Raw genomic sequence first — 26,963 nt, forward strand, 5'->3', positions numbered from 1 at the left:
GTGGTCTGCTCAATAAAATAACTTAAACAGCCCGTCAATTCCATTTGAAAATTGACGGGCTGTTTTTTGGGCTGCGTCATCGCCGAGACGCTTACATTAAAAAGAATACAACGGTTAGAAAGACAATTAGCAGATTTAAAAAGCGTCTATCGAAATTAAAAGGTCGTGGGTTTTTTGGTGATTAAATCCCGTAGAAAAAACTGACATCAGACGCTAAGAACCAACAGTTGTTGCCATTGTGAGCACGTAGAAAAAATTATAATTCTTTTATAACCGAACTATATTTTGGTGAGTGACTTTCAGAAAAAAAGCTGTCCCCGCGAGAGAACAGCTTTTGCCCTATTTTATCCGAATAAATCCGGTGTTAGTCGAATTTGTGATCGCAGCTACCGTTGTCGGTATCACAATCGCATTCCAAACCTTTCTCGTATTGCTCCAGGGCACGCATACTCATACCCATTGACGAGAAACCGCCATCGTGGAACAAGTTCTGCATGGTTACTTTGCGGGTTAGGTCCGAGAATAAAGTGATACAGTAGTCGGCACACTCGTCACCTGTGGCGTTACCCAGCGGCGACATACGTTCGCCGAAGTCCATCAGGCGATCCATTCCTTTAACGCCGGCACCGGCAGTTGTTTGTGTTGGCGACTGTGAAACCGTGTTCACACGCACGTTGCGCTCGCGGCCATAGATGTAACCGAAGCTACGTGCAATAGACTCCAATAAGGCTTTGGCATCGGCCATGTCGTTGTATCCGTAGAATGTACGCTGAGCGGCAACATACGACAGGGCAATTACAGAACCCCACTCGTTGATGGCGTCCATCTTACGGCAAACCTGCATTACTTTATGGAAAGAAATAGCTGAGATGTCCAGCGTTTTTTCCAGATAGTTGTAATCCAGATCGCTGTAATGACGACCTTTACGAACATTGGGAGACATGCCGATTGAGTGCAGCACAAAATCGATTTTTCCGCCTAAAATTTCCATCGACTGTTTAACCAGGTTTTCCAGGTCGGCAACGTTTGTTGCGTCGGCAGCAATTAAGGTTGAATTTGTTTTTTCAGCCAATTGCGCAGTTTCACCCATACGCAGGGCAACGGATGTATTGGTTAGTGTGAAGGTTGCACCTTCTTCGTACGCACGTTCTGCTACTTTCCAAGCAATAGAATCGGGGTTCAGGGCACCAAAAATAATCCCCTTTTTACCTTTAAGTAAATTATAAGCCATGTTTTTAAATTTTTGAGTTTTAACAACTCGCGTTTAAAATGGTTTTAAAATATGGTGTAAAACAAAAATACCGGCACTAGCCGGCATCATTTTAAATTCTTTCAATACTGTTCGCTGGTAACCATCCCTGGTTTCCGTCAGACAGCCGAATTTCCATCCAGCCCGACAGATGATCCCTGATTTCAACTTTCAATCCTTCATGAATCAGGAATAAATCTGTTCCGCTTTCCGATGGCGAGCTCTTCACCGTAACACTGGGTTGCACAATAATGGCAAAATTATGCTCGGTGATTCGCTGCTTATGCCGGGCGGCAAAGTTAAAACTAAAAATGGAAATTACTACGATTAAAATTCCGCTCCAGAAGGATAGCCGCTTAATTAGCCCACTTGGGGTAAAGAAGAATAAGCCGGCCAGAACTAAAAACAGGATGAAACTAACCACACTGATGCGAGCCCATTGATCGACCGAGAACTTGTTGGTGATGTTGTTCCACCAGCGAATAAAAAACACCTGAGGCAGCGGATCAATCGCATCAACAACATGTTGGTTGGCCAAATCCAGGTTGAATTGAATGTCCTCGTCGTTGGGCGCCAATAGCTTGGCACGCTCATAGTTCAGTATGGCCTGGGTGAATTGGTTGTTCTTATAATAACTATTCCCCAGGTTGTAATACACTTCCGCTGAAGCTTTATTGCTGCTCAAAATTTCGTTATAGGCTGCGATGGCATCTTCGTATTCGCCGGCAATATAATGCTGGTTGGCTTTGTCCTGCAAGGCATCTTGTGCCGATAGCGATAGGCTTAATGTCAGTAAAATTATAAGTTGAATGAATCTCTTCATGGTCGTTTTCATTTTTCGGTTACTCAACGGATTTGTTTGTCCAGTTTCCCCATCAGGTTGGCCGACTTTTGGTACACGTCTTCCAGGGCGGCATCCGACGAACTGGGTGCATAGCGGGCAAATTCGCAGGTATTGATAATTTGGATAAATTCCTCGATTTGCTCTTGTTGAACGCCTTTTTCAACAAGGCTCGCAATGGCATTATCGCGGTTCAGCTTGGCAACCGGAATGCTCAGCTTATCGCTGAGGTAACCCCAGAAGGCTTTCAGTACCGCTTCGTAGAATTGCTCCGACTTGTGCTGTTTCAGGTGGCCGGCAGCTTCTTTCAACCGCCTTTGAGCAAGCTTGTTGGCCTTCTTGGTTTTCATCAACTGGATGTTGGCATTTTCTTTCAGCTTTTTGCGATAAACAATCGCCACAACCACAAACATGACCGTTGAAATGATGTACAACAACCAGAAGGCGGTGCTGCCATAGAACGATTGCGCCAGATCGCGGAGCTTGTATTGCCCCTGCTTGATGTAGCGAATGTCTTTGCCGATGAAACGCACATCCTGCTTGCTGATTGAGCTGGTTACAGTCGCGTTTTGGTCATCGTTACCTTTCTCAATGCTTAAGTTGAAAGCCGATGAGGTTTCGGTTTTGTATTTGCCGGTTGCCGGATCGAAGCTCGAAAACTTAATCGGCGGAATGCTGTAATCGCCGGCATAGCGCGGGATGATCAGGTACTCGAAGGTTTTGGTGCCGGTGAGTCCACTATTGGTTGATCGGACGTTCTCATCCGTTTTCGGATCGTACACTTCAAAGTCGTTCGGAAACTCGACCTTGGGCGCATCAATAAGCCGGAGGTTACCACTGCCCGAAATTGTCAGGCGAAGGGTGATGGCTTCGTTGGTTTTGGCAGCCGTTTTGTCGATGCCTGCCGAGAATTTCAACTGGCCCACACCGCCATAGAAACCGTCGGGCGCTTTGGGTAGCTCCTTCACACTCAAATAAACGGGGTCGCTTGTTACCTTTGCTTGCACGGTGCGGTAGTTATCGAAGAAATCGTCGAAGAAACTACGCTGGCGTTTAATTTGCTGGCGTACCAAACAGGTAATCTCAAACGGATCGATTTTTATTTTCCCGGTTTGCTGCGGAAAGAGAATGGTCTTTTTCAAAACACCCACCTGGTAAATTTTACCTTTGTACACCTCGCGGTTAAAGGTAATTTGGTTCGGCGTTTCAATATCTTGTGTCCAGAAACCTTCGTACGAGGGCAGCTTTACATCTTCGAAGTTGGTAATCGGCACATTCGGACTGACATAGATTTTAACGGTAGCAATGGCTTGTTGGCCTTTGTAAACCGCCGATTTGTCCAGATCAACCTTTACAAAAAGGTCATCCTTGGTAATTTCCGCAGATGATATATTTTGCTGCTGGCCCGACTGCGTACTGCCTGTGCCGGTCTGGCTTTGCGCCCTGGCCTGACCTTTGACAACCTCAATTTCCAACTCGTTCGAATCGTACACCTTGCCGTCAACGGTAATCGATGCCGGGCGCAGGGTGTAGGTTCCTTCAGCCTTTGCTCTTAAAATGTAGATGTAGGAGAAGTTTACCGATTGGGTTGTCTTCCCGTTGATCATCTGGAAGCTCGAGCTTTGCGAGGTCGATGGCCCCATTAAAACATCAAAGGCCGATAAATCGGGTAGTTTGAGGTCTGTCCCCCGTTCGTTCAGGGTGAATGATAGCCGGAATTGTTCGCCGGTTGATACCACGTTGGGTGCGGTCATCTGAAACCGAACACTGTCGGCCGAGGCGAACCATACCGGAAATACAAGTAAAGTCAGTAGGATGAGTTTCTTAATCATTTTACTCATTATGGGTTGTTATTTGCAATTCAAAATTAACATTTAATGTTAAGATTCAGAAAATGCAAAATTGGCAATTCATGTTGGTGATTTTATTTTAGCCTACCAATCTTTGTCGGTTTGGCGTTGTTGTGCTTTTGCTGCTTGTGCTTTTTTTACTTTTTCCTGAATCTTCTCTTCATCATTTTGCAAGGCTTGCAGCAGTCGCTCAGCATTTTCTTTCGAAATTTTTTGCTGTTGCTGTTGTTGCTGCTGGTTTTGTTGCTGATCCTTGTTTTGGTTCTGCTGATCCTTTTTTTGCTGATCTTTATTCTGTTGATCCTGGTTCTTATTCTGATCCTGTTGATCTTTGTTCTGATCTTTATTTTGGTCCTTATTCTGGTCTTTATTCTGATCCTGCTGATCCTTATTTTGATCTTTGTTTTTGTCCTGATCTTTATTCTGATCCTGGTTTTTATCCTGATTCTTCTGCTGCTGTTCCTGTTGTTTTTTCAGGTTCATGGCATACAGCAGGTTGTACTTCGAGTCCAGATCGGCGGGATTGTTACGCAGCGCCTCTTTATAGGCTTCGATACTTTCGTCCAGTTTTTTCTGCATCAGCAGCGAGTTGCCAATGTTGTGGTAGGCACGCGCTTTTTCCGCCTTATCGGTACTTTTTTGGGCGATGTCTTCGAATGTGCTTTGTGCCTGATCAAACTTTTGCTGTTTGTACAAGGCATCACCCAGGTTGAAGTTCCATTTCAAATCGTCGGGGCGCTTTTCAATGGCACGGCGGTACGCTATTTCTGCTTTGTTGTAGGATGCCGTGTCTTGCTTGGTCGTGTCGGCAAGCGCCTGCTCGTAAAGCTTGTTCCCTTGCCGAACAAATTTGCGTTCGTTCTGTGCCTGCGCTGTCAGCCCGAATAGGATGAAAGCCAGGCTGATAAATAGGGTATAGAATTTTAAATTTTTCATCATTTTCCAAATAATTTGATGTTTTTCAAATATTTGTTTTTGCGTTCCAAAACGAGGTAATCGACAAAAAGGAAGAATAGGGCCAACGCAATAAACCATTGGTATTGTTCGGCATATTCAGCATAAACAAGCGATTCCATTTCGGCGCCTTCCATTTTGTTGATCTCGCTGAAGAGCGTGTTTAAGCCCACTTCGGCATTGTTGGCCCGAACGTAAACGCCCTGGCCGGCTGCGGCAATTTCTTGCAGCATTTGCTCGTCGAGTTTGGTAACGACCACCTGACCGCTTTTGTCCTTGCGGAAGTCTTTCTGGCCATTCTGGTAAACCGGAATTGGTGCACCTTGCGGCAGCCCCATCCCAATGGTGTGAACAATAATGCCCTGTTGGGCAGCTGCTGTTGCTGCACCTACCGCATCGTCCTCGTGGTTTTCACCATCGGTAATCACGATGATGGCTTTGTTGCCTTCAAACTGCGGGCTGAAGGAATTGGCGGCCAGATTAATGGCAGCTCCGATAGCCGTTCCTTGTCGGGGAACAATATTCGTGCTCACGGAATTCAAAAACAGTTTTGCCGATGCAAAGTCGGTGGTTATCGGCAATTGGGTGTATGCGTCGCCGGCAAAGACAATCAGGCCGATTTTATCATCGTCCAGTTTATCTACCAGGCGGGAGATTGCTCTTTTGGCGCGTTCCAAGCGGTTGGGCTGAATATCCTCAGCCATCATCGAGTTGGAAACGTCGAGCGCGATCATCAGTTCTACGCCTTTGCGTTTCTCAGTTTTCAGCTTACTGCCAAATTGTGGTTGGGCAATAGCCAAGATGATTGACATCAGGGCCAGCATCCAAAGGATGAATTTGACCACCGGACGGTTGTTGCTCGCATTGGGCATCAGCTGATTGACTATCTCGGGTTGCCCGAAACGTTTCAGCGCATTTTTTCGCTGAATGCGGATGCCGATAAACAGCGCCGTCAGGATTGGTATCAGGATTAATCCATAGAGGTATTCGATATGTGCAAATCTGAACATTTCCATTTTTCTTATACTTAAGGAATGTTACGAAATAAGGTGATTTTCAAAAACAGGCCAGCTAGCAGAATCAATCCGCCAAACAAGGCGAAGCGTTGATATTCTTCTTGTTTGCGGCTGTATTCTTTTACCTCAATTTTTGATTTTTCCAGTTTGTCGATGTCTTCGTAAATCTTCACGAGCGACTCGTTATTGGTTGCGCGAAAATACTTCCCATCGGTAATGTCGGCGATTTTCTGCAAGGTTGCTTCGTCGATCTTCACCTCCACATCGCGCAGTTGGGTGCCAAAAGGCGTTTGCACGGGGTAGGGCGCCGTCCCGATTGTTCCAACGCCGATGGTGTACACGCGGATGCCGTAGGTTTTAGCCAGTTCGGCCGCTGTTACCGGGGCTATTTCGCCGCGGTTGTTCTCGCCGTCGGTCAGCAGGATGATTACTTTACTAATGGCATTGCTCTCCTTTAGCCGGGCAACCGATGTTGCCAAACCGTTTCCGATAGCCGTTCCGTCCTCAATCATTCCGCTTTCAATATCCTTGAAAAGGTTAATGAGCACGGCGTGGTCGGTTGTCAGCGGGCACTGGGTGAAGCTTTCGCCCGAGAAAACCACCAGCCCCATCTTATCGTTGGGGCGACCGGCAATAAACTTGGTGGCCACATTTTTGGCTGCTTGCAGTCGGTTGGGCTGAAAGTCGCGTGCCAGCATGGAGCTCGAGATATCCAGCGCCACTACGACGTCAATCCCTTCGGTAGTAACGTTCTCCCAGCTGCTGGAAGACTGAGGGCGTGCCAGCGCGACAATTAACAGCGCTACACCGGCCATTTGCAGTACAACAGGCAGGTGACGCAGGTAGTGTTTCCAGCTTTTGCCAAGTTTGGCGAAGCCCATTGTTGTGGAGAAGCGAATGCTGGCTCCTGATTTTTGAAACCTGAAGATGTACCAGGCCAACATGGGAACCAGTACAAATAGCAGGTAAAAATATTCCGGATTTTTAAATGTTATTCCGTCCATTTTTTGTTCTGTTTCGTAGAAAATATTTTTTCGAACTGACCAAGTCATCGTTCAATTCAGAACGATCTTACTTCAGTTCCACTTCTTCGCCTTCGCGTTCGTCTTTAACTTCGGTTTTGCGATCTTCAATTTTGGTTTCATTCACAAAAAAGAAGGCATTCATCAGGCTCAGGTTATGGTCGTCGGGCAGCGGCTGGTACTTGGCAAACTTCACCAGGTCCGATAGTTTCAGAATTTCTTTTAATTGGGTGAATGATTTTTCCGAAATCAGATTCTTTTGTTTGCTAAACGCCTGGATGGTTTCGTCCGAGGTGTATTCCGGAGCATCGATCGCAAAGCGTTCTTTAATGTAAATGCGCAGCGTATCGGAAAGCTCGCTGTAAAACAGCTTAATTTTATCCGGTTCGAGCCATAGCTTGCTTTCGCGAATATGCTCCAGCTCGCGTAAAGCGACAACATGCGGGGCTTCCTTCGGTTTGGCCGGTTTTCCGAACACGGGTTTGTTTTTCTTGCGTCGTTGCAGATAGTAAAAAATGAAAAAGACAATCGCCAGGATCAAAATCGCTCCCAGGATGTAGGGCGATGCCTCGGCTAAAGTGACCGGCGCGCCGTAAGGCTGCTTAATGTCAGTGGGGCCCTTGGTTGTGTCGATTTCCATTCCATGAACGAAGAACTCAGCAGGAAGTGTTTCCAGATCCTGTTGCATGGTGTTCTGTACCAGTTTGAACTTAAATGCCGGAACAACATTGCGTCCGGTATCGAAGCTGGTAATCGTCAGGTTTTTTATAATCTTCAATTGTTCTTTTTCATCCAGCTTGAAGGTGTCCAGGGGCGATTGAGCCATCACCTCAATACCATTGTCCAGGGTGTCGCTGATCAGCGGAAATTCAACCTTGAAATCGGCGGGTTGCTCAACTTCCAACCGCAAATTCAGCTGGTCGCCAATCAGCACGTGGGTCGAGTCAATCACCGCTTTTACCTTAATGCCTTGGGCCAATAAGGAGCTGTGGATAAGCCCCGACAAACAAATAATTAGGAGTGATAATTTTAAACTTTTCATGCTTTATGCTTTTAATCCCCGTTTTTGAAATAAGGTCATCAGGGATCTGACATAGTCTTGTCGGGTGTTGATATTGGCATAGTCAACACCACTTTTCTTAAAGGTCCAATCCAATTGCGTACTGAGCTCGCGCCACCATTTCTCGTACTCATGGCGTACCCGCCGACTGCTGCTGTCCACCCAAACGTATTGGCCGGTTTCTGCATCTTTCAGCTTAACCATGCCGATGGGGGGCAGGCTTGTTTCACGCTCGTCGAAGATGCGCAAGGCCACAACATCGTGTTTGTTGTTGGCAATGGTCAGCGCTTTATCAAAATCGGCTTCGGGTTGGATGAAGTCAGAAATGATAAAACAGGTACAACGCTTCTTAATCGCATTGGTCATATAGCGCAACGCCTCGGTGATGTTGGTGCCTTTGTTCTCGGGCTCAAAATCGATTAATTCGCGGATGATGCGCAGGATGTGCGATTTTCCTTTTTTGGGCGGAATAAATTTTTCAATCTTTTCCGAAAAGAAAATTACACCAATCTTATCGTTATTCTGAATGGCCGAAAAAGATAGAATGGCCGAAATTTCGGTAATAACATTCTTTTTGAATTTTTCGAACGAGCCAAAATCGCGCGATCCGCTGACGTCAATCAGCAGCATGACGGTCAACTCGCGTTCTTCCTCAAAAACCTTGATGAAGGGCTTATTGTAGCGAGCTGTGACATTCCAGTCGATGCTGCGCACATCGTCGCCAAACTGGTATTCGCGCACTTCGCTGAACGCCATACCGCGACCTTTAAACGCCGAGTGGTACTCGCCGGCAAAAATGTTGCGACTCAGCCCCCTGGTTTTGATCTCAATTTTTCGGACCTTTTTTAATAAATCTGTATGTTCCAAGCTACCTTGATTATCGGTTCAACTATTTTACTTTTTCTCGTGGTATAAATTCCAAAAATCAAATTCCAATGTTCAAAACTCAAATTCCAGAAATCAAAGAATTCAGTGATCTAACTTTTTAATGATTGCTGAAATAATCCTTTTCAACTCGTCAGCTTCATTAACCAGATCTACAAGCTCCTTGTCAAAGTCAGGATTTGTGTTCTTTAAAATTGTCAGCCAGTAAATCGTCTCTTTCGCTTCCTTTCGTGCAATTCTCATTCGGAATAGCTTGTCTTTGTCGCTTAGAGACTCATTGGCTTCGATATAATTTGCCCCGATCGAACCTGAAGACCTGACCACTTGCCTGAAATCTTGCGTGTTTGAAGTATTTCTCGGTAGTGCTTTCAATCTTAATCGAATATCGATTGCAAATTGAAGGCACCTGTTTTCAAGTTCGTTCATGTTTGGATTTTGTTCTTTGTTCCTTGTCTTTTGGAATTTGTTCAGCTACGGAACTTCTACAGTATTCAAAATATCGGTGATGATATCTTCGGTTGTAATATTATTGGCTTCAGCTTCGTAGCTTAATCCGATGCGGTGGCGCAATACATCGTGCGAAACGGCACGAACGTCTTCGGGAATAACATAGCCGCGGCGTTTGATGAACGCATAGGCTTTTGCAGCTTGTGCCAAACTGATACTTGCCCGGGGCGAACCACCAAACGAAATCATATCGGCATATTTCTCCAGTTTGTATTCTGCCGGGGTACGCGTTGCAAAGACAATGTCCACAATGTACTGACTGATCTTTTCATCCAGATAAACATCTTTCACCACGCTGCGGGCTTTCAGAATGTCCTCGGGTTTTAGCACTGTTGCCGGTTGCGGGAATTGTTTAAGCAGGTTTTGCTGAATGATCAGTTTTTCTTCTTCTTTTTGCGGGTATTTGATCACCACCTTTAGCATAAAACGGTCAATCTGTGCTTCGGGAAGCGGGTAAGTTCCTTCCTGTTCAATGGGGTTTTGTGTTGCCATAACCAGAAAAGGTTCCTGTAATTTGAAGGTCTCGTCGCCGATGGTAATCTGGCGTTCCTGCATCGCTTCGAGCAGGGCCGACTGTACTTTTGCCGGTGCACGGTTGATCTCGTCGGCCAGTACAAAGTTGGTGAAGATTGGTCCCTTTTTAACGACGAATTCTTCGTTTTTCTGACTATATATAAGTGTACCCAGCAAGTCGGCCGGCAACAAGTCGGGGGTAAACTGAATACGGGCAAAATCAGCATTGATGGTTTTCGACAGGGTGTTTATGGCTAAGGTTTTTGCCAAACCCGGCACTCCCTCAAGTAAAATATGACCACCGGATAATAATCCAATCAACAAACTCTCAACCAGGTGTTTTTGTCCAACAATCACCTTGTTCATTTCCATGCTGATCAAATCGACGAAAGAACTTTCCTTTTCGATTCTTTCGTTGAGCTCACGAATATCAACTGCTTGATTCATTTTTTTAGATCAATTTTTATATTTTGGTTGACGAAATTAAAGCATACTTGTCCAAAAAAGGGTATAAACTTGTTAAAAGTTGTTAAGTGTTATGTTTGGACAAGAGCCGTTAAAATTAATAAAATAGGGCATTCCGTGAAGGAGTGTATTCTTTTTTATTTTAAAAACAGATTGATTTTGAAACAACGATATTTTATTGAGTTAGCTTATAATGGCACTCGATTTCACGGGTGGCAAATTCAGCCCAAATCGAAAAGTATACAGGAAGAATTGCAACGTGCATTGAGTACAATCTGCCGGGAGCACATTGCCGTAACAGGCGCCGGCCGAACAGATACCGGCGTACATGCGAGTTATTACGTGGCCCATTTCGACTCGGAAAAAGAGCAGCTTGACGATGCTCAGTTTGTGTATAAAATGAACCGCTTTTTGGGGATGGATATTGCTATTTTTAATATCGTGAAAGTGGACCGGGAGGCTCATGCCCGTTTTGGCGCCATTTCGCGCACCTATCATTATTTTATCACCCAGCAAAAGGATCCGTTTGCTCTGGAAACAGCTTGGTATAACAGCCGCTCGCTGAATGTTGACCGGATGAATGAGGCTTGCCGTATTTTATTCGATTTCGAAGATTTTACCAGCTTTAGTAAACTGCATACGGATGTGAAAACGAATAATTGTAAAATTTATCAGGCCGAATGGATCCGGAACGGACAGCAGCTGAAGTTTGTCGTTAAAGCCGATCGCTTTTTGCGCAATATGGTGCGGGCTATTGTTGGAACCTTGGTTGAAGTGGGGCTGGGAAAGCTCACTATCGACGATTTTCGGCGGGTGATTGAAACCCAGGATCGGGGGGCAGCGGGAGTTTCGGTGCCTGCCTGTGGCTTGTTTCTGACCGATATTGAATACCCGGAGGCTGTTTTTAAACGAACGGTGATACCCGATCAGAGTAATTGAACGATGGCGGTCAAATCCCGGACCTTATCCTGGTGTCCCAGCGATTCGTAGGACTGGATCAGGCTCTCAATTAGGAGCTTGATGATCTTTTTATCTTCGCAAGCGGTTTCGAAGAGCCCGGAATCGGAACTCTCGCTTTTTTTGACGAAAAATTCGATTTCTTTTCGCCCGATGATGGCGCCTCGATTGGCCGGATTGATGTAGAAAAGAACCGGCGAATTATAGTCGTCGCCATGTGCCTTTTTGGCAATCTCCGGATCGATATACGCCAAAAGCGGATTTTTTGGGAAGTTGATCAAACGAATCGGCAATTCTAAGTCGCGGGCTATCAGGATGTATAGAATGGCCAGTGAAATGGGGTTTCCCTTTTTGGTGTCTAGGAGTTGGTTGAGATAGCAGTTTTGCGGCGACTGCAAGTTCGACAAATTGATCGAGAACTTGTTCACATCGTATAGAACGTGATTCAGCACGGTGATTTTCTCGATCGATGTCAGTCGGTTGTTGATCTCGAGCCAAACGTCGTTGCTAATTTTTTTGAGCTGGTTTAGGATGTTTTTCTTTTTCAGTTCCGGGTATTGATATTGGCTGATCAGAAAGAAGCCTTCGAAGAGGTCGACCTCTTTTGGGTTGGCCCAGTCGTGGATTTTGCTGCTGGTTTCGCGGAACTGAATTTGATGAATCAGATTCTCGATTCGGGTTTGGATCAGTTCGTCCAGGCTGGTTTCCCAAATATGTTCCAGTTCTTCAATGCGAAGATCATCCTCCCGGAGTAATTCCTTTTCAACCATCTCATAAACCGCTTGGTCCGGATCGTCGAGCAAGGTTATTAAGGCCTGAAGTTTTTCTGAATCCATATTTTGTTCCTCCTGTTTCAAGATAAGCTATTCTGCTAATTTATCCAAAACCAGTCGGATAAGCTTCTTCATCGACGAGTGGTAGTCGCCGTTGGCTTGTTTGCTCAGTCGGTTGGCAATGATCAGACAAACGGTGAGCGCATGGTGTCCTAACAGGGCTGAAAGACCGTAAATCGCTGAGCATTCCATTTCGTAGTTGGTGATTTTAGCCCCCTGATAACTGAAGTCCTCAATTTTTGCGTTGATCTGCGGATCGGCCAGCGGCAGGCGCAGAACACGTCCTTGCGGGCCGTAAAAGCCCGGAGCCGAGATGGTTACGCCGGGCGTAAAGTCGTTTGTCTGAAATTTGTCGAACAATTTTGATGACGAACTTACAACATAAGGAGATGCCAGTTGCCGGTTCCAGTTTAAATGCGATTTAAGTTGCTTTTCAAAGGCCAAATCGGAAACCGAATCGCGATTGGCATAAAAGTTTAGCAGCCCGTCGAAGCCAATTGCTTTTTCGGAGACCACAAATGAGTTGACATCCAAATAAGGTTGCAAGCCTCCCGAGGTGCCAATGCGCACAATATTCAGGCTTCGTTTTTCGGCTCTGACTTCGCGGGTGACAAAATCAATGTTTGCCAGTGCGTCCAGCTCATTGAGCACAATGTCAATATTGTCGGTCCCGATTCCGGTTGACAGCACCGTAAAACCGATGCCGCGATATTGCCCGGTGACCGAGACAAATTCCCGGTTGGCAGTTTTGACTTCAATGGTTGAAAACAGCGATGCAATAAGTTCAACCCGCCCGGGGTCGCCAACCAAAATGATGTTGTCGGCAAGGTGTTCCGGTTTCAAGTGCAGATGGAAGACCGTTCCGTCGGGGTTGATAATGAGCTCTGAAGAACCAATCATAACAGTGTTTATTGATGTTTTTCAAATCTAACTAAAAATTATTCGTGCAACAAAGCCTAAATAGCTGCTCGTTTATTCGGGAGTTTTTCTTAATTTTTCAGCTTAAAGGATACTGAAAATTTATTTAAGCAATTAATTATCGATGGAAATGAATCAAATGAACATTCTTAAGAAATCTTACCTTATCATTATTGCTGTCGGGGTTTTGATTTTAATCTTCTTTGGCAGCAGTATGTTTTTTACCATACAGCCGGGTGAGCGTGCCATTATCTTCCGGCCTTTCGGAGACGGTTTGGATAAGGAAAATATCTTTGTGCCGGGCTTTCATGTTGTTGCTCCCTGGAACGACTTGATTGTGTACGATGTGAAAGAACAGCAACGCGAAGAAACCATGGATGTGCTCGATAAAAATGGACTCTCGGTCAATGTTGACGTGTCGGTTCGTTTCAACCCGATTTATGATAAAATCGGTACGCTCCACGAAGTCTTTGGCACGCGGTATATCGATCAGCTGATTATCCCCGAGGTGCGTTCCATGGTTCGCCAGGTGGCCGGACGCTATACGGCCGAGGAAATTTATTCAACCAAACGCAGCGAAGTGGAACAGGCTATTATCGATGAAACGAAAATCATTCTCGAAAAGAATAATATCGATATGCGGGCTTTGCTGATCCGCTCTATAAACTTGCCGGATCAGATTCGGGTTGCCATTGAGAATAAACTGAAAACCGAACAAGAAGCTTTAGCCTACCAATTTCGCCTTACCCGCGAGGAGTCGGAAGCAGAACGGAAACGCATCGAGGCCGAGGGTATTGCTAATTATAATCAGATCATTAATTCGAGTTTGACCGATAAAATCCTGAAACAACGCGGGATTGAAGCAACACTCGAGTTGTCGAAGTCCCCAAATGCGAAAGTGGTTGTTGTGGGAAGTGGAAAGGACGGTATGCCATTAATTTTGGGAAACAATTAAAACGAATTGAAGCCGGTGTAATGTAGCCGGCTTTTTTTTACCGATTAGAATTGTCTATTGGCATTCCCCATGCAATTTCAGAACTCTGCTCAAGGCTTAGTTGGAAGGAAAATTGAGTACGGAAATCGCGCCGACTTACTTGCTGTTTCTGCAAACGGTTGCCCGCGAGAAACTTCATTATCCGGGTGTCGAGTTCCTCCTTGACCAGGGATAACCCCGAACTAATCCATTTTTTCCATTAAGTGATTGGTTCGTTGCCGAATAATGGGATTGGCTGCGTTACTGTCAGGGGCGGGTGATTTTAGGCTTTCCTGCGGATTGATAATCAGCGATTTTTCAATGTTCTGTTTTTCTGCCTCTTGCTTGTTGTTTATGGTTTGTTCTTGTTTCACTTGCACCGGATTGGCATCCGGCTGTGATTTTGCATTGGTATCAATGTTTTGGGACATTTTCAAACCAAGCAAGTAAAAAATTGAAGAGGTCAGGATAACTACTTTCATGTTCGCGATCAAAAATTTTCCTAAAAATAGACTTTTCTGAAAACCACGCACGCAAAAAACGTTAAAATTCCTAAATGCGTAGGTGAAAGTCCGTATTCGGTCTGCGAAACATGACAAATGACAGGGAAGTGAGTGTTTGTCGAAATATTTGTCTTTGTTCGGGCTGTCCGGTCCGCAAGGGCTTAACGGCAGCATCGCAGCTTTGGTTTTGTTTCACCAAAAAAAAAAACTGGCGCCCCGAAATTCCCCGATCTGTTTAACGGCCAATCCAAACTTCTGTGGAAGATATTATTCGTCAATATTCGGGCAAACAGCGCAAGTTTTTATTTAAATTCGTGTCAAACCCCAAATACTCAGCAAAACACGATGACTGATCCCGAGCTGGTGGCGCAAATAAAAGTGGGCAACGAAAAGGCCTTTCGGCTTTTGGTTGAGCAATATCAACGGATGGTGTTGCATACCTGTTTGGGGTTTGTGCAGGACCGGAATGATGCCGAAGATCTGGCGCAGGAGGTTTTTATTGAGCTTTTCCGTGCCATGGATAAGTTCCGGGGCGAATCCGGTTTGTCCACCTGGATATATCGTATCGCCGTGAATCGATCCCTGAATTTCATTCGTGATCAGAAACGACGTTGTTTCTTTCAGTCAATAAGTACCCGCCTGACTGGTGGAACGACTGTGGATGTTGCCGACCAAAGCTGGCGCTCTCGCCCGGATCATGAAGTTGAAAATAACCAGCGCCGGGCAAACCTGTACCAAGCAATCAATCGTTTGCCGGAACGGCAACGCGTGGCGTTCACCCTAAGCAAGCTGGAGGGTTTGTCCTATCAGGATATTGCCGGAATTATGGGGCTTTCGTTGTCTTCGGTAGAATCGTTGATTCACCGGGCAAAGCTTGGTTTGCAGAAACAGTTGTATCAGTGTTACAAAAAGGGCCTGTGAGTATGCAAGTTTTTAATCAATAAGGTGTCAAAAGAATATGGAAACAAGAAGTCACGCTCAGATTCAGAAAAAGCTGATATTCTACCTGGATAATCAGTTAGGGGCGAAGGAACATCAACAGGTTGTACAGCACCTGTCTGGTTGCGATGAATGTGCTGCTTTTCTGCGGGAATTGCAGAGCACTCTTTGTTTGTTGGAGGAGAATAAGCAGCACGAGCCAGGCGCTTACTTTTATGCAAGCATCCAAAACCGGCTGCAGGCAGGGCATAGGCAGCCCTTGCTTGGAATCCGATTGTTGCAGCCGGCAATACTTGTGTTGCTTTTGGCCTTAGGAATCCGTTTGGGAATCTGGATAGGTACCCAAAGCTACGCCGAGAGCGTTTTATCAGAACAGGCAGTCCTTGTTCCCTTTAATGATTTAGCAGAAGAACCGATTGAAGAATTCCTTTTAAATCTGAAATGATGTTTCGAAATGTAAAACTTTTAAGTTGGTTGGTTGCAATATTGTTGGTTACCAACCTGGCGACTATTATCACTGTTATTTATCATACACGCACGGAGTCAAAAGTCATAACAAACAAGGGGGATGAGCACGTTCCCGGTGATCGGCGAACGCGCTATTTTAAGGAGCAGTTGCACTTGACCGACGAGCAGCTTGTTCCTTTTCGCGAAGCCAACCGTCGGTTTAACCGCCGGACCCGGGCATTAACCGATCATTTGAGTGACCAGCGGTCGGCAATGCTGCGTGAGCTGTTCTCCGATGCTGCGGACCAGAAGGTGCTGGCCGCTATCGCTGCCGGGGTCGGAGCAGATCACGAACAGCTGAAACTGGCAACCTGTGAGTTCTATCTCGAGCTTAAGTCGCTTTGTACCGAAGAGCAGAAGGAACAGCTAGCGGCAATTTTTCAGTCGCTGCTGGATGCCGAAGAAAAGGTTCAGTTGCCAGGCAAGAAGCATCGTAACGGAAAAGGCAGATTAGCGGAATGATAATAGTTCCCTTTGAATGATGAATAAAAAGAAACATATAGCGCAAGTTTTTTAGTTGTTACGTGTCAAAGTAGTACGCCATTGGATTTGGCACAGAAACCGATCGAATGATCGATAATTACGAATTAAAAAAACAGATATTATGAAGACAAGTATTGGGATTTTAGCAATGACATTTTTATTGACATGGGGACTTCAGCTAAACGCGCAACAAACCAGGAGAGGTTCGTGTGTTAACGGAATTTCAAATCTCACCGAAGAACAAAAAACAGCAATTTCAGCTTTGGAAACGAGCTATCAGAGTCAAATGGCCGATTATCGCACAGACCGGCAGGGAACAATGGATCTGGAGCAGAAAAAGGAGATTCGTGAAAAAATGATAACGGCTCGCGATCAACATCGAAAACAGGTAAATGAACTATTAAATTCCGATCAGCAAAAAGAATATGCCGGTTGGATTGATGCTCGCAAGGAGCGTTGGGATAATAGCTCTGCAAATGTCGGGCATCGTGGCCAAAAAGCAAAGAAGGGAAAAGCTGCCAAACGTGGAAAGGGACAGGGTAAAAACCGATCGGGGGCAGGTAAAGGTGCCTGTTTGAATAATAATTAATAGAACGAAGGATGAAAACGTTAATTGGAATTATTGGAATAAGCGCCTTGCTTTGTTGTACCGGATTCAGCTATGGAGAGGAAGCGGCAAAACAAATCTTTTCAGGACAAATGACGGAACCCGCAACGAACTTGACGGTTGCTGACTTACCGGACAATATAAAGGCCGGCCTGTTACTGATGCGCGAAGAAGAAAAACTGGCTCACGACTTATATGCGGCTTTTGCCGAAATGTACGAACTCCCTATTTTCGGCAACATTGCAGCTAGTGAGGCGAACCATACGGCTGCCGTGCTGCGCCTGTTGCAGCAATATGGCTTGGAGGATCCGGCATTGACTGGCAAGGGAGAATTTCGCAATAAGAAATTGCAGCAAGCCTATAATCAGTTGCTGGATTCTGGAAGTGAATCGTTAGTTGCAGCACTCAAAAACGGCGCCTATGTCGAAGAACTGGACATACTGGATCTTGAAGAGCAGCTAAAACAAGTCGAAGATGATTCAATTCGGCGGGTGTATTCAAATTTGCTGAGGGCGAGCTACAATCACCTTCGTGCTTTTAACCGGGTTTTGGACCGAAATGGGGTTGACTATAATCCGCAGCTGTTGTCGGTGAAATCCTTTGATGAAATTGTCAGTGCCGACAACGAGTGCGGTCATCACGGGCGCAAGGGACGGCATGGTAAGTCCTGTAAAAAATAATGCCGGCAGAGTAGTTCGAAAGAAGGAGTGGTGGATGAGCTGCTCCTTTTTCTGTAAAAGTGCTACTACGCAGAGCCGCTAAGTCACCAGGTCAATAACTGGTTTTGACTAGATGTGGAACGATAACCCGACAACTTTATAGAACAACGACAACAGCATCGTCGAAAAATAGTAAACTTTCATTCTTGTTGGTGATTCCCCGGAATCGTGTAGGTTTTTGGTTCTATCCGGTGTCGTTGAATATTCATAATTTGGCAGGAATATCTTCCGAAAATTAAAGAAAATTGACATCTTTGTGTAGGATGCTCTGTGAATGAAAAAGATAATACTGATATTTCTTGTGTTTCTTAGCCTCGATATGTTTGGGCTTTCGGAAACGGATAGCTTGAACAATATTATTCAGGAGCAATACGGTATTCCAAAAGCTGAAGCCATGTTGCGAATGCTGCGACTGGGCGGCGTTGACGATACGGCTACCTGCAAGGGGTATATTCGTGAAATTATGGAGATCGCACAGCAAAATGAGCGTCCCGATTTAAGGGCGAAAGCTTATCTGGCCGAAGGCGATCGGTTGTTCGATTTGAGGGATTATGAGCAAGCCGTATTAAATTACGAGAAGGCAATACCTTGTTTTACTGATATCGACAGCATTCAGTTTGTCGGGGAAATATACAATTCAATTGGACTGGCCTATTACTTTCAGGGGGAATTTGAAAAAGCAATTGGCAGTCAGATTGAGGCCGTAAAAATTTATGAGCAAACCGGTAATTTGCCCGATCTCACCCTGATCTATATCAATATGGGCATGGTGTATAACCGTTTGGAAGATTACGAGTCCGCGATTCAGTTTTATCGCCGGGCTTCGGAAATTGCCGCGGAGACGGGCGACCTGTTGCGATTGGGAAATAGTTTCAACGGACTGGGAACAGGACATTACAATGCAGGTCGCTTAGATTCGGCAAAGGTGTATTACCGCAGGGCTGAGTCCATGTTTGAGCAAACCAATAATCAAAGTCGTTTGGCGGCTGTTGTCAATAACCTGGGAAATATCTACACCGACGAGGGGGACAGCCTTGAGCTGGGCCTGGCTTATTATCAACGCGCTTACCGGATTTACGAACAGGACGGTAATTTGCGCAATCAGGTCTTTGTGATGGAGGGTTTAGGTTGTGCCTACACCGAACTGGGAGACTACGAAAAAGCAAAGGACATCTTTCAGGACGGATTGAAATTGGCGATTGATAATGAATATGGTTACTACATCATTCAGCTTTACTACGAAGACCTGGCTCGTGTTTACGAGGAGATTGGCAATATTGAGCAAGCGTATGCTACCTTTAAGAACTATAAAATCTATTCGGATAGCATGCGTCTGGAGGAACGCCTGTACCAGGCCGCTGCGTTCGAGAAAAAGTATGAGTTTCGTAAAAACGAAGTCCTCATATCGAAGTTGAGTGCCGAGAAAAAATTGGCGATGGTTCAGATCGAGAAGGATAAAGCATTTCGCAATCTGGGGGGCTTTGCTATTCTGATTTTGCTGGGCATCATTACCTACGTGTCTTTTGCAAATTTTCACCGTAAACGGATGAACCGCCTGCTGACCGAAAAGAAAATTCAAATTGAAGCCCAGCGCAATGAGTTGGCTCAGATGAACGCGTCAAAGACCAAGTTCTTTTCCATCATCGCTCACGACCTGAAAAATCCTATTCATACAGTTCTTGGCTATTCTTTCCTGTTGCAGCACGACTATGACCGCTTTGAAGATTGGGAGCGTAAGCGATATGCAGGCGATATTTATAAGTCGACGAATAATATTTTTCGTTTGCTCCAAAATTTATTGGACTGGAGTCGTGTGCAAACCGGAATGATGAAGTATGCGCCGACGGTGTTCGAATTGTCTTCGCTTCAGGATAAGGTGGGAAGCCTTCTGAAACCGATCGCAGATCAAAAAAATATCAGGCTCAACTATCATGTTCCCGGTAATATTCATGTTTATGCTACTCCAATGATGGTCGAAACGGTGTTGCGCAACCTGCTCGGCAATGCCATTAAGTTTACTCCCAACGGTGGATCGGTTTCCGTTAGCTTTACCAGAGCAGAGCAATATGTTACCTGCTGCGTTGAAGATACCGGTGTTGGGATGGCCAAAGAGGAACTGAACCAACTGTTTTGCATTGATTCAAAAATCAAGAAAAAGGGAACCAACAATGAAGATGGTTCCGGTTTGGGGCTTATTCTTTGCAGTGAATTTATTCAGCTTAATAAAGGCAAAATTTGGGCACAAAGTGAGCTGGGAAAGGGCACCCGGTTTTGTTTTACCATTCCGGCAGCCTCCGATGATGCTTAATGCCACCCTTCAACTAACATTGCCTTTGCCAATTGGTCCGCTTTTTCTTTACTAAGGAGCTTTTCCGTGATTCTTAATGCAAATTCGAGCGCTGTGCCAACTCCGCGGCCAGTAATAATATGCCCATCGGCAACGGTTGGTTTCAACTGCACGTCAGCCTCTTTGAGTTCTTGCTCGAAACCCGGATAACAGACCGCCGATCGCCCTTTGAGAATGTTTAAATGCCCGAATACAAGCGGAGCAGCGCAAATGGCAGCGAGCGGTTTTTGTTGCTCGTGAAACCTGAGGATCTGCTTTTTTAACCCATCATGAGCATTCAGATTTTTTGCGCCAGGCATTCCTCCGGGGAGAATAAGCATGTCGATTGCAGCAAAGTTCGTCTCCTCAAAGAGCATGTCGGCCACAACAGGTAACTGGTGGGCACCATGAACCAGCTTCTCGCCAGTTATGGATACGGTGCTTACGTTGGCTCCGGCTCTGCGCAGGACATCAATAACGGTAATTGCCTCGATTTCCTCGAAACCTTCGGCTAAAAAAACGGTTACATTTTTCATTTTCTTTTGGCTTGGTCGTTCAAAGATAGCTGAATGAGCCAAAAACCGGAAATACATTTTATTTGTTTCCGACAAGAGGGTTGTGTTGGGAGTAGTGGGCTAATGTTTTCACAAGATCGGGTGGCTTGCAGGGCTATTTTGCAGTCGCTTGTGCTCATCGACAGAGCCCAAAAAAAAGACCTGCGGTGCAGATCTTTTTTAAGGTGATTAAAATGTACTATGTCGAAACTAATTTGCGTAGTCTTTCAGTGCTTTCTCCAGCTTTTTGCGTGTAAAGAAGATTCGGCTTTTCACAGTTCCCAGCGGCAGGTTCAGATACTCGGCGATTTCCTTGTACTTATATCCGTCCAAAAACATTTTGAAGGGCACCTTATACTCATTTTCCAGCGCGTTAATGTTTTTCAGAATTTCTTTTGAACTGAAAAACGAATCGGGCGACGGGTAAATCCGGTCTTTCGAAAATTTCAGGTGGAAATCGTTGTTCGATCCGTCAAAGGTATTTTTGGCCTTCACGTTACGGCGGTAATTATTAATGAAGGTGTTCTTCATAATAGTATAAATCCAAGCCTTAAAATTGGTGTTCTGTGTAAATTTGTCACGGTAAGTCAATGCTTTCAGGAAAGTTTCCTGCAACAGATCCTGTGCTTTTTCCTGATCAGCAGTCAAACTGAGGGCGTAATACAAAAGTTTATCTTGCAGTCCCAGCAATGCGTTGTTAAATTGAACTTGTGTCATGGCGTGTGATTTAACGTTATTGTTTAGAACAAATATAAATAACAAGTTTGGTCCAATAAAAGATTTCGCAGTCTTTTATTATTCGATTTTATTTATTCGCGATAAAGAAAATCGATCTGTTTTGAGATCGACCCTACTAAACAAGTACTTACGGCAAAGCAAGTAGTTTGTTTAAGAATGTATCGATGTTGTTCGACAATCCTCGATTTTTCCAAGTTACGTTAAAATGCCTGCAAGAACAACCATTTTTGCACTGTTTATGTTTTAAAAAATGTGTAATTATTTACTTTTGGGCCTTTCTGTAACAGAAAAGTAATCAATGAAAAAGTTTATTAACCAACCAAAGCGGGCTGAAGTTATTCATTTCAGACATTGGGGAGGGAAACGTTATTCGTTGTTTCAGGCTTTATGCAAACAAGTACACATTGCCTCGCTGGCAGTGGCCTATTTGTATGTGAGCTTGCCGCAGGATGCCGTTGCCCAAGCCGAGATTGTGAAAGTGAATACGGATTACAACCTCGATGAGATCGAAGTTAGTGCCCAGCGAGCGCCTGTGACCTATTCGCAGGCAGCACGGATTATTTCCGTGATTGAGCGTGATGAAATTGAGGCGGCCCCCGTCTCCAGTATCCAGGATCTTTTAGAGTATGCTGTAGGAGTCGACATCAGGCAGCGCGGTACTTACGGAGTACAGGCTGATGTGTCGGTGCGCGGCGGATCGTTCGATCAAACGCTCATTCTTCTCAACGGGATCAACATCTCCGATCCCCAAACCGGTCACCACAACCTCAATGTGCCGGTTAGTTTAAAAAGTGTCAAACGTATTGAAATCCTAAACGGCCCCTCGGCGCGTGTTTATGGCCCCAATGCTTTTTCGGGTGCTATTAATATTGTAACCGAGCCCGACGATGCCGAATCGGTAAACGTTGATGCCGCCTTTGGCGATCATGGCCTGCGCGATTTAAACGTATCGGGCAATGTGAAGACCGGTAAGCTGACCAGCTTTATTGCTTCCAGCAATATGGCATCGAATGGCTATATTCAGAATACCGATTTCGATAGCTATAACCTGTTTTACCAAGGACGATTGACAACGACGCCCGGAATATTGGATTTCCAGGCCGGTTACACCAACAAAGGTTTTGGGGCAAACAGTTTTTACAGCCCTGCCTATCCCAACCAGTACGAAGCAACCAAAACCACCTTTGCCTCGGTGAAGATGACTACCGGCGAGAGGCTGCATTTCACTCCCGCAGCTTACTGGCGGCGCCATCAGGATCGTTTTGAGCTGTTCCGCGACAATCCGGCCAGTTGGTATAGCGGTCATAACTACCATCTGACCGATGTGTATGGCCTGAGCCTGAACAGCTGGTTTCAGTCGGCCTGGGGGAAAACAGCCTTCGGTGCTGAATTTCGTTCCGAGAACATCTGGAGCAATGTCCTGGGCGAAGAATTGGATGAGCCCATGGATGTTCCCGGCGAATCGGGTCGGCAGTTTACCAAGGGGCACTCGCGAACCATCGTGTCGTATTTTGGTGAACACACCTTTTATGTGGCCAATTTCACAGCCTCGTTGGGAGCTATGGCCAACTGGATCTCCGATTTAAATAAGGAATGGAATGTATATCCGGGCATCGATCTGAGCTATCGCTTTGCCGATCAGCTGCGGGCTTATGCATCCTTTAACAAATCGCTGCGCATGCCTACTTTCACCGATCTGTATTACGCGGGTCCCACCAACCTGGGCAACCCCGATCTGAAGCCCGAGCGCTCGACCACCTACGAAGGCGGGTTGAAGTACCGCACGCGGCCCCTGAACATCGAGGCGGCGTACTACCACCGCATTGGTAAGGATATGATTGACTGGGTGCGGCTGTCGGACGAGGAAAAATGGCATACGGAAAACCTCACCGAGATTAAATCGCACGGAGCCGAGTTAACGGCCAAGCTCAATGTGGCTGCTCTGGCCGGCAGCTCGTTCCCGGTAAAACAGCTTGGTGTAAACTATGCCTACAACTCGCTGAGTAAAGGCTCGGCCAATTACCAGTCGAACTATGTGTTGGACAATTTGAAACACAAATTGGTGCTTAGCCTCGATCACGCCATCGCCGGGCGTTTACAGGCCAGCTGGAAGTTCCGCTATCAGGATCGCAACGGCAGCTACGCCCGGTATGTGGATGCAGCCTACGTGGGCGAGGAAAACTACCAGCCATTCTGGCTAGCCGATCTGAAAGTGTTCTGGAAAAGCCCTTCGACGCAGATCTATTGCACCGTAGCCAACCTTTTCGATCAGCACTACTTCGACTTGGGCAACCTCGTTCAGCCCGGGCGCTGGATTAGTGCCGGAATCAGCTATAAACTCGATTTCAACCAATAGTAACTCGTTCGAATAACCGCTTTAAAGTGCTGCCTGGGCGTCGTGACACCGCTTGGGCAGCACTTTTCTTTTAGTGCAAGCGCTTGTATTGCAAAAATCGAGTTTCTTCGATTGAAAGGATAATCACAAATATTTTTTTCGAGCCTTGGCCGGGCAGCTTCCCTATGCGGAACCCGATGATCGCGCGCAGGCCGACAAGGACGAGAAAGAAGCTTTGCAAGCGCGGATAGGCGAGCTGGAGCTGGAGATAAAGGTGCTGAAAGAGGCAATCAGTCTGATGCGGGGCTAAAAAGGCACCCAAAGAGCGTGCTAATTTCGGACAAGCGGTTTTCGGTTGCATGCTTTTTTATCCATGCGGAATATATTATATTCGCGGCGATCATCTAAAAATTGAAAACAGACATGTTAAAAGGAATATTAGCAATTTCGGGCCAACCCGGATTATTTAAATTGGTTGCCGAAGCCAAGAATAGCATTATTGTTGAATCGTTGCTGACCGGCAAACGCCAACCGGCTTATTCAACAACCAAAATAAGCTCGTTGGGCGATATCGCCATCTTCACCCAAACCGGCGAGGTTTCGTTGAAAGAAGTTTTGGAAAACATTGCAGAAAAAGAAAACAAGGCCGAAGTGGCCAAAAAGGACGGGAACGAGCTGAAAGCCTATTTTGGCGAACTGTTGCCCGACTACGATCGCGACCGCGTGTACACCTCGGACATGAAAAAAGTGATTCAATGGTACAACATCCTTCAGCAAAACGATTTGTTGAATTTTGAAGAAGCGGAAGACGTTTCTGAAGAAAAAACAGAAGAATAAACGTTGAACGATATTCGTTAAGAGCCATGCACTGCATGGCTTTTTTTATGAAAGTCTTACTACACAGAGGCCCAAAGTTGCAATGCCAATAACTGGTTTTGAATGGCTGTGGAACGATAACTCGACAACTTGTTGAAAACAACGACAACAGTATAATTGAAAAAATCCTACCCCTTCATGTCTGTTGGTGATTCCCCGGAAACATGAATGTTTTTTATGTCCTGAAGAAGCGGAATAGTCAAAAAGCCGAGTCGTTCTTCAACCTTACTCTTTAAAACAAGCTGGGCTGACGGGCCGAATCGTCGGGGCCCTGGATGTGTTTTTGCAGAATCATCTCGAAAAGCTTCACCGTAGCCAGGGCATCGCCGGCGGCGCGGTGGCGCCCGTCAATCCGGATATTGAGGTCGGAGCAGATTTTGCCCAGCGAGTACGAGTTGTGACCCGGTAAATATTTGCGGCTAAGCTTGACCGTACAGATGGTTTTGCGCTGGTAATCGTAGCCGAGACGCTTAAATTCTTCCTGAATAAAGCGATAGTCGAACGATGCATTATGCGCTACGAAAACCGTTCCGGCAGTCATTTCCACAATGCGTTTGGCAATTTGGTAAAAGCGCGGTGCATCAGCCACCATCTCGTTGTCGATGCCGGTAAGCTTGGTGATAAAATAGGGAATATGACATTCGGGGTTTACCAGCGAGCAGAACGAGTCGGTCACCTGAACGCCATTGTGCCGATAGATGGCAATCTCGGTGATTTTTCCTTCTTTGGCACTTTGCCCGGTGGTTTCAATATCGATGATGGTGTACAAAACGGATGCTTTTGGAGCAAAAATAGAGATTCGAACGGGAAGATTGCACGAAATTGGGATTTATTGAAACAGTTTTTCAAAGATGTGCTGTGGATTATTGAAAGAATAAAATAAATTAGCAAATAATAAGTTATTGAAATAGAAAATAAAGCTTGTTGTGCTATGAAAAGGCAAATTCTACTTGGTATATTCATCCTATTGGCGGGGGGCGTTTTGGGCCAAAGTTCGGATCAGAAATGGGGGCTGGGAATCGGCTCGGGGGTTTATGGCGCGTGGGGCGAAAATAGCTTGGGCTACATGCCCGAGTTAAGCATCAGCCGTTATGTGAGCCCCTCGCTCGATGCTTTTCTGCGGCAAAACCTGGGCCTGGCCAATAATAAAATTCAAAGTAATTTAGATGTTTCGTTAACCACCTTGGGCATTCGCTATAAACTCAACAACGGCCTTGTTTTACCCGAAAGCAGCTTGCTGAAACCCTATGTGTGGGCCGGCCCCGGCTATCTGTCGGACAATAAGGTTGATAAAATCAATCTCAATTTAGGCCTGGGGGTCAACTATGCCTTAAAACGCAATGTAGCCCTGTATGCTGAAGCCGGCTATATTCACGGCGCAAAGGTGAAGGAGCACGAGGAGACTGCGCCGGGCACGATATACATTATACCAACCTACCGCGACAACCTGTGGAAGGTGACCGTTGGCTTGGCCATTAGTTTTGGTGGCTCCAAAGATTCGGACGAAGACGGCGTGCCCGATCGCCGGGATAAATGCCCCAATACGCCGCGCGATATTTTTGTTGATGAGCACGGCTGCCCGATCGACACCGATGGCGATGGGGTGATCGACCACCTGGATGCCTGCCCGACCGAACCGGGACTGACCTCGGCCAGCGGCTGCCCCGACCAGGATCGCGATGGCGTGCCCGACAAAGAGGATGCCTGCCCCGATGTTAAAGGAAGCAAAGAGAATAAGGGTTGCCCCGATAGTAACAGCAATGCTGCACAAGAAACCGATCCTTCGCAGTTGACCGCTGCCGAGGCTATTGAGAGCGGCAATACCCGCGTGCTCGATATTAAAGTGAAACCGGTTTATTTTGTGGTCGATCAAAGTTACCTGACCTCCTTTTCGAAAAACCGCATTGCCAATCTGGTGGAAATGCTGCTGAAAAATCCGGCTTACCTGGTTCGCCTGTGGGGCTATACCGACGATTTGGCCGGCGACGACTACAATCAAAAACTTTCGCAACGACGAGCCGAATCGGTGATGCGTTTTATGACCAGCATGGGCTTTAGCCGTTCGCGCATTGTTTCGTCAAACGGATTGGGCGAAGCCAACCCGGCCGCTCCCAACAACTCGGAACAAAACCGAAAGCTGAACCGCCGCGTGGAATTTGAAATCTTTGTGGCCGAATAAAAATACATACCACCTGCTGAGAGCCTCGCCAAACGCGGGGCTTTTTGGTGAAAGTCACTTTTTCGACGCTTTAGAGCCTATTTCTTCGCTTCAACTTTTGATCAATTCGGATCTTTTGTCCTACCGGACGGGTTTTCATTTTTGTAGTGACACA

General features: G+C 45.9%; 28 protein-coding genes. 11 read left to right on the forward strand and 17 right to left on the reverse strand.

The window, feature by feature from the left end:
• Positions 1 to 364 precede the first annotated feature (364 nt).
• From C8N47_RS16570 to C8N47_RS16615, 10 genes are all read right to left on the reverse strand, one after another.
• Positions 365 to 1,231, reverse strand: coding sequence for an enoyl-ACP reductase FabI (locus C8N47_RS16570; protein ID WP_107823693.1), 867 nt, complete (start codon positions 1,229 to 1,231; stop codon positions 365 to 367).
• Positions 1,232 to 1,322: 91 nt separating this feature from the next.
• A complete protein-coding gene (locus tag C8N47_RS16575; protein ID WP_170111432.1) occupies positions 1,323 to 2,072 on the reverse strand; it encodes a tetratricopeptide repeat protein in 750 nt (249 codons plus the stop codon).
• Positions 2,073 to 2,095: 23 nt separating this feature from the next.
• Positions 2,096 to 3,931 carry a BatD family protein gene (locus C8N47_RS16580; protein WP_107823695.1) on the reverse strand — a complete coding sequence of 612 codons (1,836 nt, stop codon included), beginning with the start codon at positions 3,929 to 3,931 and terminating at the stop codon, positions 2,096 to 2,098.
• 93 nt (positions 3,932 to 4,024) lie between these two features.
• Positions 4,025 to 4,879 carry a tetratricopeptide repeat protein gene (locus C8N47_RS16585; RefSeq protein WP_245915740.1) on the reverse strand — a complete coding sequence of 285 codons (855 nt, stop codon included), beginning with the start codon at positions 4,877 to 4,879 and terminating at the stop codon, positions 4,025 to 4,027.
• The gene (locus C8N47_RS16590; protein WP_107823730.1) at positions 4,876 to 5,904 is read right to left on the reverse strand and encodes a VWA domain-containing protein; all 1,029 of its coding nucleotides are present in this window, start codon (positions 5,902 to 5,904) and stop codon (positions 4,876 to 4,878) included. The genes C8N47_RS16585 and C8N47_RS16590 overlap by 4 nt, the downstream gene beginning before the upstream one ends.
• Before the next feature lie 17 nt (positions 5,905 to 5,921).
• Entirely contained in the window at positions 5,922 to 6,914 is a 993-nt protein-coding gene (locus C8N47_RS16595) for a vWA domain-containing protein (RefSeq protein ID WP_211316189.1), read from the reverse strand.
• Positions 6,915 to 6,981: 67 nt separating this feature from the next.
• Entirely contained in the window at positions 6,982 to 7,974 is a 993-nt protein-coding gene (locus C8N47_RS16600) for a DUF4381 domain-containing protein (RefSeq protein ID WP_146161554.1), read from the reverse strand.
• 3 nt (positions 7,975 to 7,977) lie between these two features.
• Complete coding sequence (locus C8N47_RS16605; protein WP_107823697.1) at positions 7,978 to 8,859, reverse strand: DUF58 domain-containing protein; 882 nt, start codon at positions 8,857 to 8,859, stop codon at positions 7,978 to 7,980.
• 102 nt (positions 8,860 to 8,961) lie between these two features.
• Positions 8,962 to 9,303 (reverse strand): four helix bundle protein, encoded by a 342-nt coding sequence (locus C8N47_RS16610; RefSeq protein WP_107823698.1) that lies wholly within the window; start codon positions 9,301 to 9,303, stop codon positions 8,962 to 8,964.
• Between the two features lie 45 nt (positions 9,304 to 9,348).
• A complete protein-coding gene (locus tag C8N47_RS16615; protein ID WP_107823699.1) occupies positions 9,349 to 10,344 on the reverse strand; it encodes an AAA family ATPase in 996 nt (331 codons plus the stop codon).
• A 177-nt stretch (positions 10,345 to 10,521) separates the two neighbouring features.
• Here C8N47_RS16615 and truA point away from each other — a divergent pair, with 177 nt between their 5' ends.
• A complete protein-coding gene (gene truA, locus C8N47_RS16620) occupies positions 10,522 to 11,301 on the forward strand; it encodes a tRNA pseudouridine(38-40) synthase TruA (protein ID WP_245915741.1) in 780 nt (259 codons plus the stop codon).
• On the opposite strand, the gene C8N47_RS16625 is transcribed toward truA, so the two are convergent.
• Both C8N47_RS16625 and C8N47_RS16630 read right to left on the reverse strand, forming a co-directional pair.
• The gene (locus tag C8N47_RS16625) at positions 11,289 to 12,155 is read right to left on the reverse strand and encodes a transglutaminase-like domain-containing protein (RefSeq protein WP_146161555.1); all 867 of its coding nucleotides are present in this window, start codon (positions 12,153 to 12,155) and stop codon (positions 11,289 to 11,291) included. The genes truA and C8N47_RS16625 overlap by 13 nt on opposite strands.
• A 27-nt stretch (positions 12,156 to 12,182) precedes the next feature.
• Positions 12,183 to 13,052 (reverse strand): nucleoside phosphorylase, encoded by an 870-nt coding sequence (locus C8N47_RS16630; RefSeq protein ID WP_107823702.1) that lies wholly within the window; start codon positions 13,050 to 13,052, stop codon positions 12,183 to 12,185.
• Between the two features lie 157 nt (positions 13,053 to 13,209).
• Between C8N47_RS16630 and C8N47_RS16635 the strand changes: the two genes are divergently transcribed.
• Entirely contained in the window at positions 13,210 to 14,025 is an 816-nt protein-coding gene (locus C8N47_RS16635) for a prohibitin family protein (RefSeq protein ID WP_211316190.1), read from the forward strand.
• A gap of 221 nt (positions 14,026 to 14,246) precedes the next feature.
• Here the strand turns inward: C8N47_RS16635 and C8N47_RS16640 are convergent, their stop codons facing one another.
• On the reverse strand, positions 14,247 to 14,576 hold the full coding sequence (locus tag C8N47_RS16640; protein ID WP_146161556.1) for a hypothetical protein: 330 nt from the start codon (positions 14,574 to 14,576) through the stop codon (positions 14,247 to 14,249).
• Between the two features lie 315 nt (positions 14,577 to 14,891).
• Here C8N47_RS16640 and C8N47_RS16645 point away from each other — a divergent pair, with 315 nt between their 5' ends.
• From C8N47_RS16645 to C8N47_RS16670, 6 genes are all read left to right on the forward strand, one after another.
• Positions 14,892 to 15,467 (forward strand): RNA polymerase sigma factor, encoded by a 576-nt coding sequence (locus C8N47_RS16645; RefSeq protein ID WP_107823704.1) that lies wholly within the window; start codon positions 14,892 to 14,894, stop codon positions 15,465 to 15,467.
• Positions 15,468 to 15,504: 37 nt separating this feature from the next.
• Positions 15,505 to 15,930 (forward strand): anti-sigma factor family protein, encoded by a 426-nt coding sequence (locus C8N47_RS16650; protein WP_107823705.1) that lies wholly within the window; start codon positions 15,505 to 15,507, stop codon positions 15,928 to 15,930.
• Complete coding sequence (locus tag C8N47_RS16655; protein WP_170111433.1) at positions 15,930 to 16,454, forward strand: Spy/CpxP family protein refolding chaperone; 525 nt, start codon at positions 15,930 to 15,932, stop codon at positions 16,452 to 16,454. The genes C8N47_RS16650 and C8N47_RS16655 overlap by 1 nt, the downstream gene beginning before the upstream one ends.
• Positions 16,455 to 16,596: 142 nt before the next feature.
• The gene (locus C8N47_RS16660) at positions 16,597 to 17,064 is read left to right on the forward strand and encodes a hypothetical protein (protein WP_146161557.1); all 468 of its coding nucleotides are present in this window, start codon (positions 16,597 to 16,599) and stop codon (positions 17,062 to 17,064) included.
• 11 nt (positions 17,065 to 17,075) lie between these two features.
• Complete coding sequence (locus C8N47_RS16665) at positions 17,076 to 17,762, forward strand: DUF2202 domain-containing protein (RefSeq protein ID WP_107823708.1); 687 nt, start codon at positions 17,076 to 17,078, stop codon at positions 17,760 to 17,762.
• A 313-nt stretch (positions 17,763 to 18,075) separates the two neighbouring features.
• Positions 18,076 to 20,109 carry an ATP-binding protein gene (locus C8N47_RS16670; RefSeq protein ID WP_107823709.1) on the forward strand — a complete coding sequence of 678 codons (2,034 nt, stop codon included), beginning with the start codon at positions 18,076 to 18,078 and terminating at the stop codon, positions 20,107 to 20,109.
• On the opposite strand, the gene C8N47_RS16675 is transcribed toward C8N47_RS16670, so the two are convergent.
• Both C8N47_RS16675 and C8N47_RS16680 read right to left on the reverse strand, forming a co-directional pair.
• A complete protein-coding gene (locus C8N47_RS16675; protein WP_245915742.1) occupies positions 20,106 to 20,705 on the reverse strand; it encodes a DJ-1 family glyoxalase III in 600 nt (199 codons plus the stop codon). The genes C8N47_RS16670 and C8N47_RS16675 overlap by 4 nt on opposite strands.
• Before the next feature lie 186 nt (positions 20,706 to 20,891).
• The gene (locus C8N47_RS16680; protein WP_107823711.1) at positions 20,892 to 21,398 is read right to left on the reverse strand and encodes an RNA polymerase sigma factor; all 507 of its coding nucleotides are present in this window, start codon (positions 21,396 to 21,398) and stop codon (positions 20,892 to 20,894) included.
• Between the two features lie 319 nt (positions 21,399 to 21,717).
• On the opposite strand from C8N47_RS16680, the gene C8N47_RS16685 reads away from it, so the two are divergent.
• Positions 21,718 to 23,775 (forward strand): TonB-dependent receptor plug domain-containing protein, encoded by a 2,058-nt coding sequence (locus C8N47_RS16685; RefSeq protein ID WP_107823712.1) that lies wholly within the window; start codon positions 21,718 to 21,720, stop codon positions 23,773 to 23,775.
• Between the two features lie 70 nt (positions 23,776 to 23,845).
• Here the strand turns inward: C8N47_RS16685 and C8N47_RS18700 are convergent, their stop codons facing one another.
• The gene (locus tag C8N47_RS18700) at positions 23,846 to 24,115 is read right to left on the reverse strand and encodes a hypothetical protein (RefSeq protein WP_146161558.1); all 270 of its coding nucleotides are present in this window, start codon (positions 24,113 to 24,115) and stop codon (positions 23,846 to 23,848) included.
• 62 nt (positions 24,116 to 24,177) lie between these two features.
• Here C8N47_RS18700 and C8N47_RS16690 point away from each other — a divergent pair, with 62 nt between their 5' ends.
• A complete protein-coding gene (locus tag C8N47_RS16690; protein ID WP_107823713.1) occupies positions 24,178 to 24,591 on the forward strand; it encodes a DUF5606 family protein in 414 nt (137 codons plus the stop codon).
• A gap of 271 nt (positions 24,592 to 24,862) precedes the next feature.
• Here the strand turns inward: C8N47_RS16690 and C8N47_RS16695 are convergent, their stop codons facing one another.
• The gene (locus C8N47_RS16695; RefSeq protein ID WP_107823714.1) at positions 24,863 to 25,399 is read right to left on the reverse strand and encodes a 3'-5' exonuclease; all 537 of its coding nucleotides are present in this window, start codon (positions 25,397 to 25,399) and stop codon (positions 24,863 to 24,865) included.
• A 162-nt stretch (positions 25,400 to 25,561) separates the two neighbouring features.
• Between C8N47_RS16695 and C8N47_RS16700 the strand changes: the two genes are divergently transcribed.
• Positions 25,562 to 26,809 (forward strand): OmpA family protein, encoded by a 1,248-nt coding sequence (locus tag C8N47_RS16700; protein WP_107823715.1) that lies wholly within the window; start codon positions 25,562 to 25,564, stop codon positions 26,807 to 26,809.
• The last annotated feature ends 154 nt before the right edge of the window (positions 26,810 to 26,963 follow it).

The organism is Mangrovibacterium marinum (assembly GCF_003046625.1).
In the GTDB taxonomy this organism is placed as follows: Bacteria; Bacteroidota; Bacteroidia; order Bacteroidales; family Prolixibacteraceae; genus Mangrovibacterium; species Mangrovibacterium marinum.

Bases quoted from the DNA above. Each gene is read 5' to 3' on its own strand.
- C8N47_RS16625 (WP_146161555.1), bottom strand. From the start codon at position 12,155: ATGGATTCAGAAAAACTTCAGGCCTTAATAACCTTGCTCGACGATCCG.
- C8N47_RS16595 (WP_211316189.1), bottom strand. From the start codon at position 6,914: ATGGACGGAATAACATTTAAAAATCCGGAATATTTTTACCTGCTATTT.
- C8N47_RS16645 (WP_107823704.1), top strand. From the start codon at position 14,892: ATGACTGATCCCGAGCTGGTGGCGCAAATAAAAGTGGGCAACGAAAAG.
- C8N47_RS16570 (WP_107823693.1), bottom strand. From the start codon at position 1,231: ATGGCTTATAATTTACTTAAAGGTAAAAAGGGGATTATTTTTGGTGCC.
- C8N47_RS16600 (WP_146161554.1), bottom strand. From the start codon at position 7,974: ATGAAAAGTTTAAAATTATCACTCCTAATTATTTGTTTGTCGGGGCTT.
- C8N47_RS16680 (WP_107823711.1), bottom strand. From the start codon at position 21,398: ATGACACAAGTTCAATTTAACAACGCATTGCTGGGACTGCAAGATAAA.
- C8N47_RS16685 (WP_107823712.1), top strand. From the start codon at position 21,718: ATGAAAAAGTTTATTAACCAACCAAAGCGGGCTGAAGTTATTCATTTC.
- C8N47_RS16590 (WP_107823730.1), bottom strand. From the start codon at position 5,904: ATGTTCAGATTTGCACATATCGAATACCTCTATGGATTAATCCTGATA.
- C8N47_RS16575 (WP_170111432.1), bottom strand. From the start codon at position 2,072: ATGAAGAGATTCATTCAACTTATAATTTTACTGACATTAAGCCTATCG.
- C8N47_RS16580 (WP_107823695.1), bottom strand. From the start codon at position 3,931: ATGAGTAAAATGATTAAGAAACTCATCCTACTGACTTTACTTGTATTT.
- C8N47_RS16610 (WP_107823698.1), bottom strand. From the start codon at position 9,303: ATGAACGAACTTGAAAACAGGTGCCTTCAATTTGCAATCGATATTCGA.
- C8N47_RS16660 (WP_146161557.1), top strand. From the start codon at position 16,597: ATGAAGACAAGTATTGGGATTTTAGCAATGACATTTTTATTGACATGG.
- C8N47_RS16630 (WP_107823702.1), bottom strand. From the start codon at position 13,052: ATGATTGGTTCTTCAGAGCTCATTATCAACCCCGACGGAACGGTCTTC.
- C8N47_RS16700 (WP_107823715.1), top strand. From the start codon at position 25,562: ATGAAAAGGCAAATTCTACTTGGTATATTCATCCTATTGGCGGGGGGC.
- C8N47_RS16665 (WP_107823708.1), top strand. From the start codon at position 17,076: ATGAAAACGTTAATTGGAATTATTGGAATAAGCGCCTTGCTTTGTTGT.
- C8N47_RS16650 (WP_107823705.1), top strand. From the start codon at position 15,505: ATGGAAACAAGAAGTCACGCTCAGATTCAGAAAAAGCTGATATTCTAC.
- C8N47_RS16690 (WP_107823713.1), top strand. From the start codon at position 24,178: ATGTTAAAAGGAATATTAGCAATTTCGGGCCAACCCGGATTATTTAAA.
- C8N47_RS16670 (WP_107823709.1), top strand. From the start codon at position 18,076: ATGAAAAAGATAATACTGATATTTCTTGTGTTTCTTAGCCTCGATATG.
- C8N47_RS16635 (WP_211316190.1), top strand. From the start codon at position 13,210: ATGAACATTCTTAAGAAATCTTACCTTATCATTATTGCTGTCGGGGTT.
- C8N47_RS18700 (WP_146161558.1), bottom strand. From the start codon at position 24,115: ATGCAACCGAAAACCGCTTGTCCGAAATTAGCACGCTCTTTGGGTGCC.
- C8N47_RS16585 (WP_245915740.1), bottom strand. From the start codon at position 4,879: ATGATGAAAAATTTAAAATTCTATACCCTATTTATCAGCCTGGCTTTC.
- C8N47_RS16615 (WP_107823699.1), bottom strand. From the start codon at position 10,344: ATGAATCAAGCAGTTGATATTCGTGAGCTCAACGAAAGAATCGAAAAG.
- C8N47_RS16655 (WP_170111433.1), top strand. From the start codon at position 15,930: ATGTTTCGAAATGTAAAACTTTTAAGTTGGTTGGTTGCAATATTGTTG.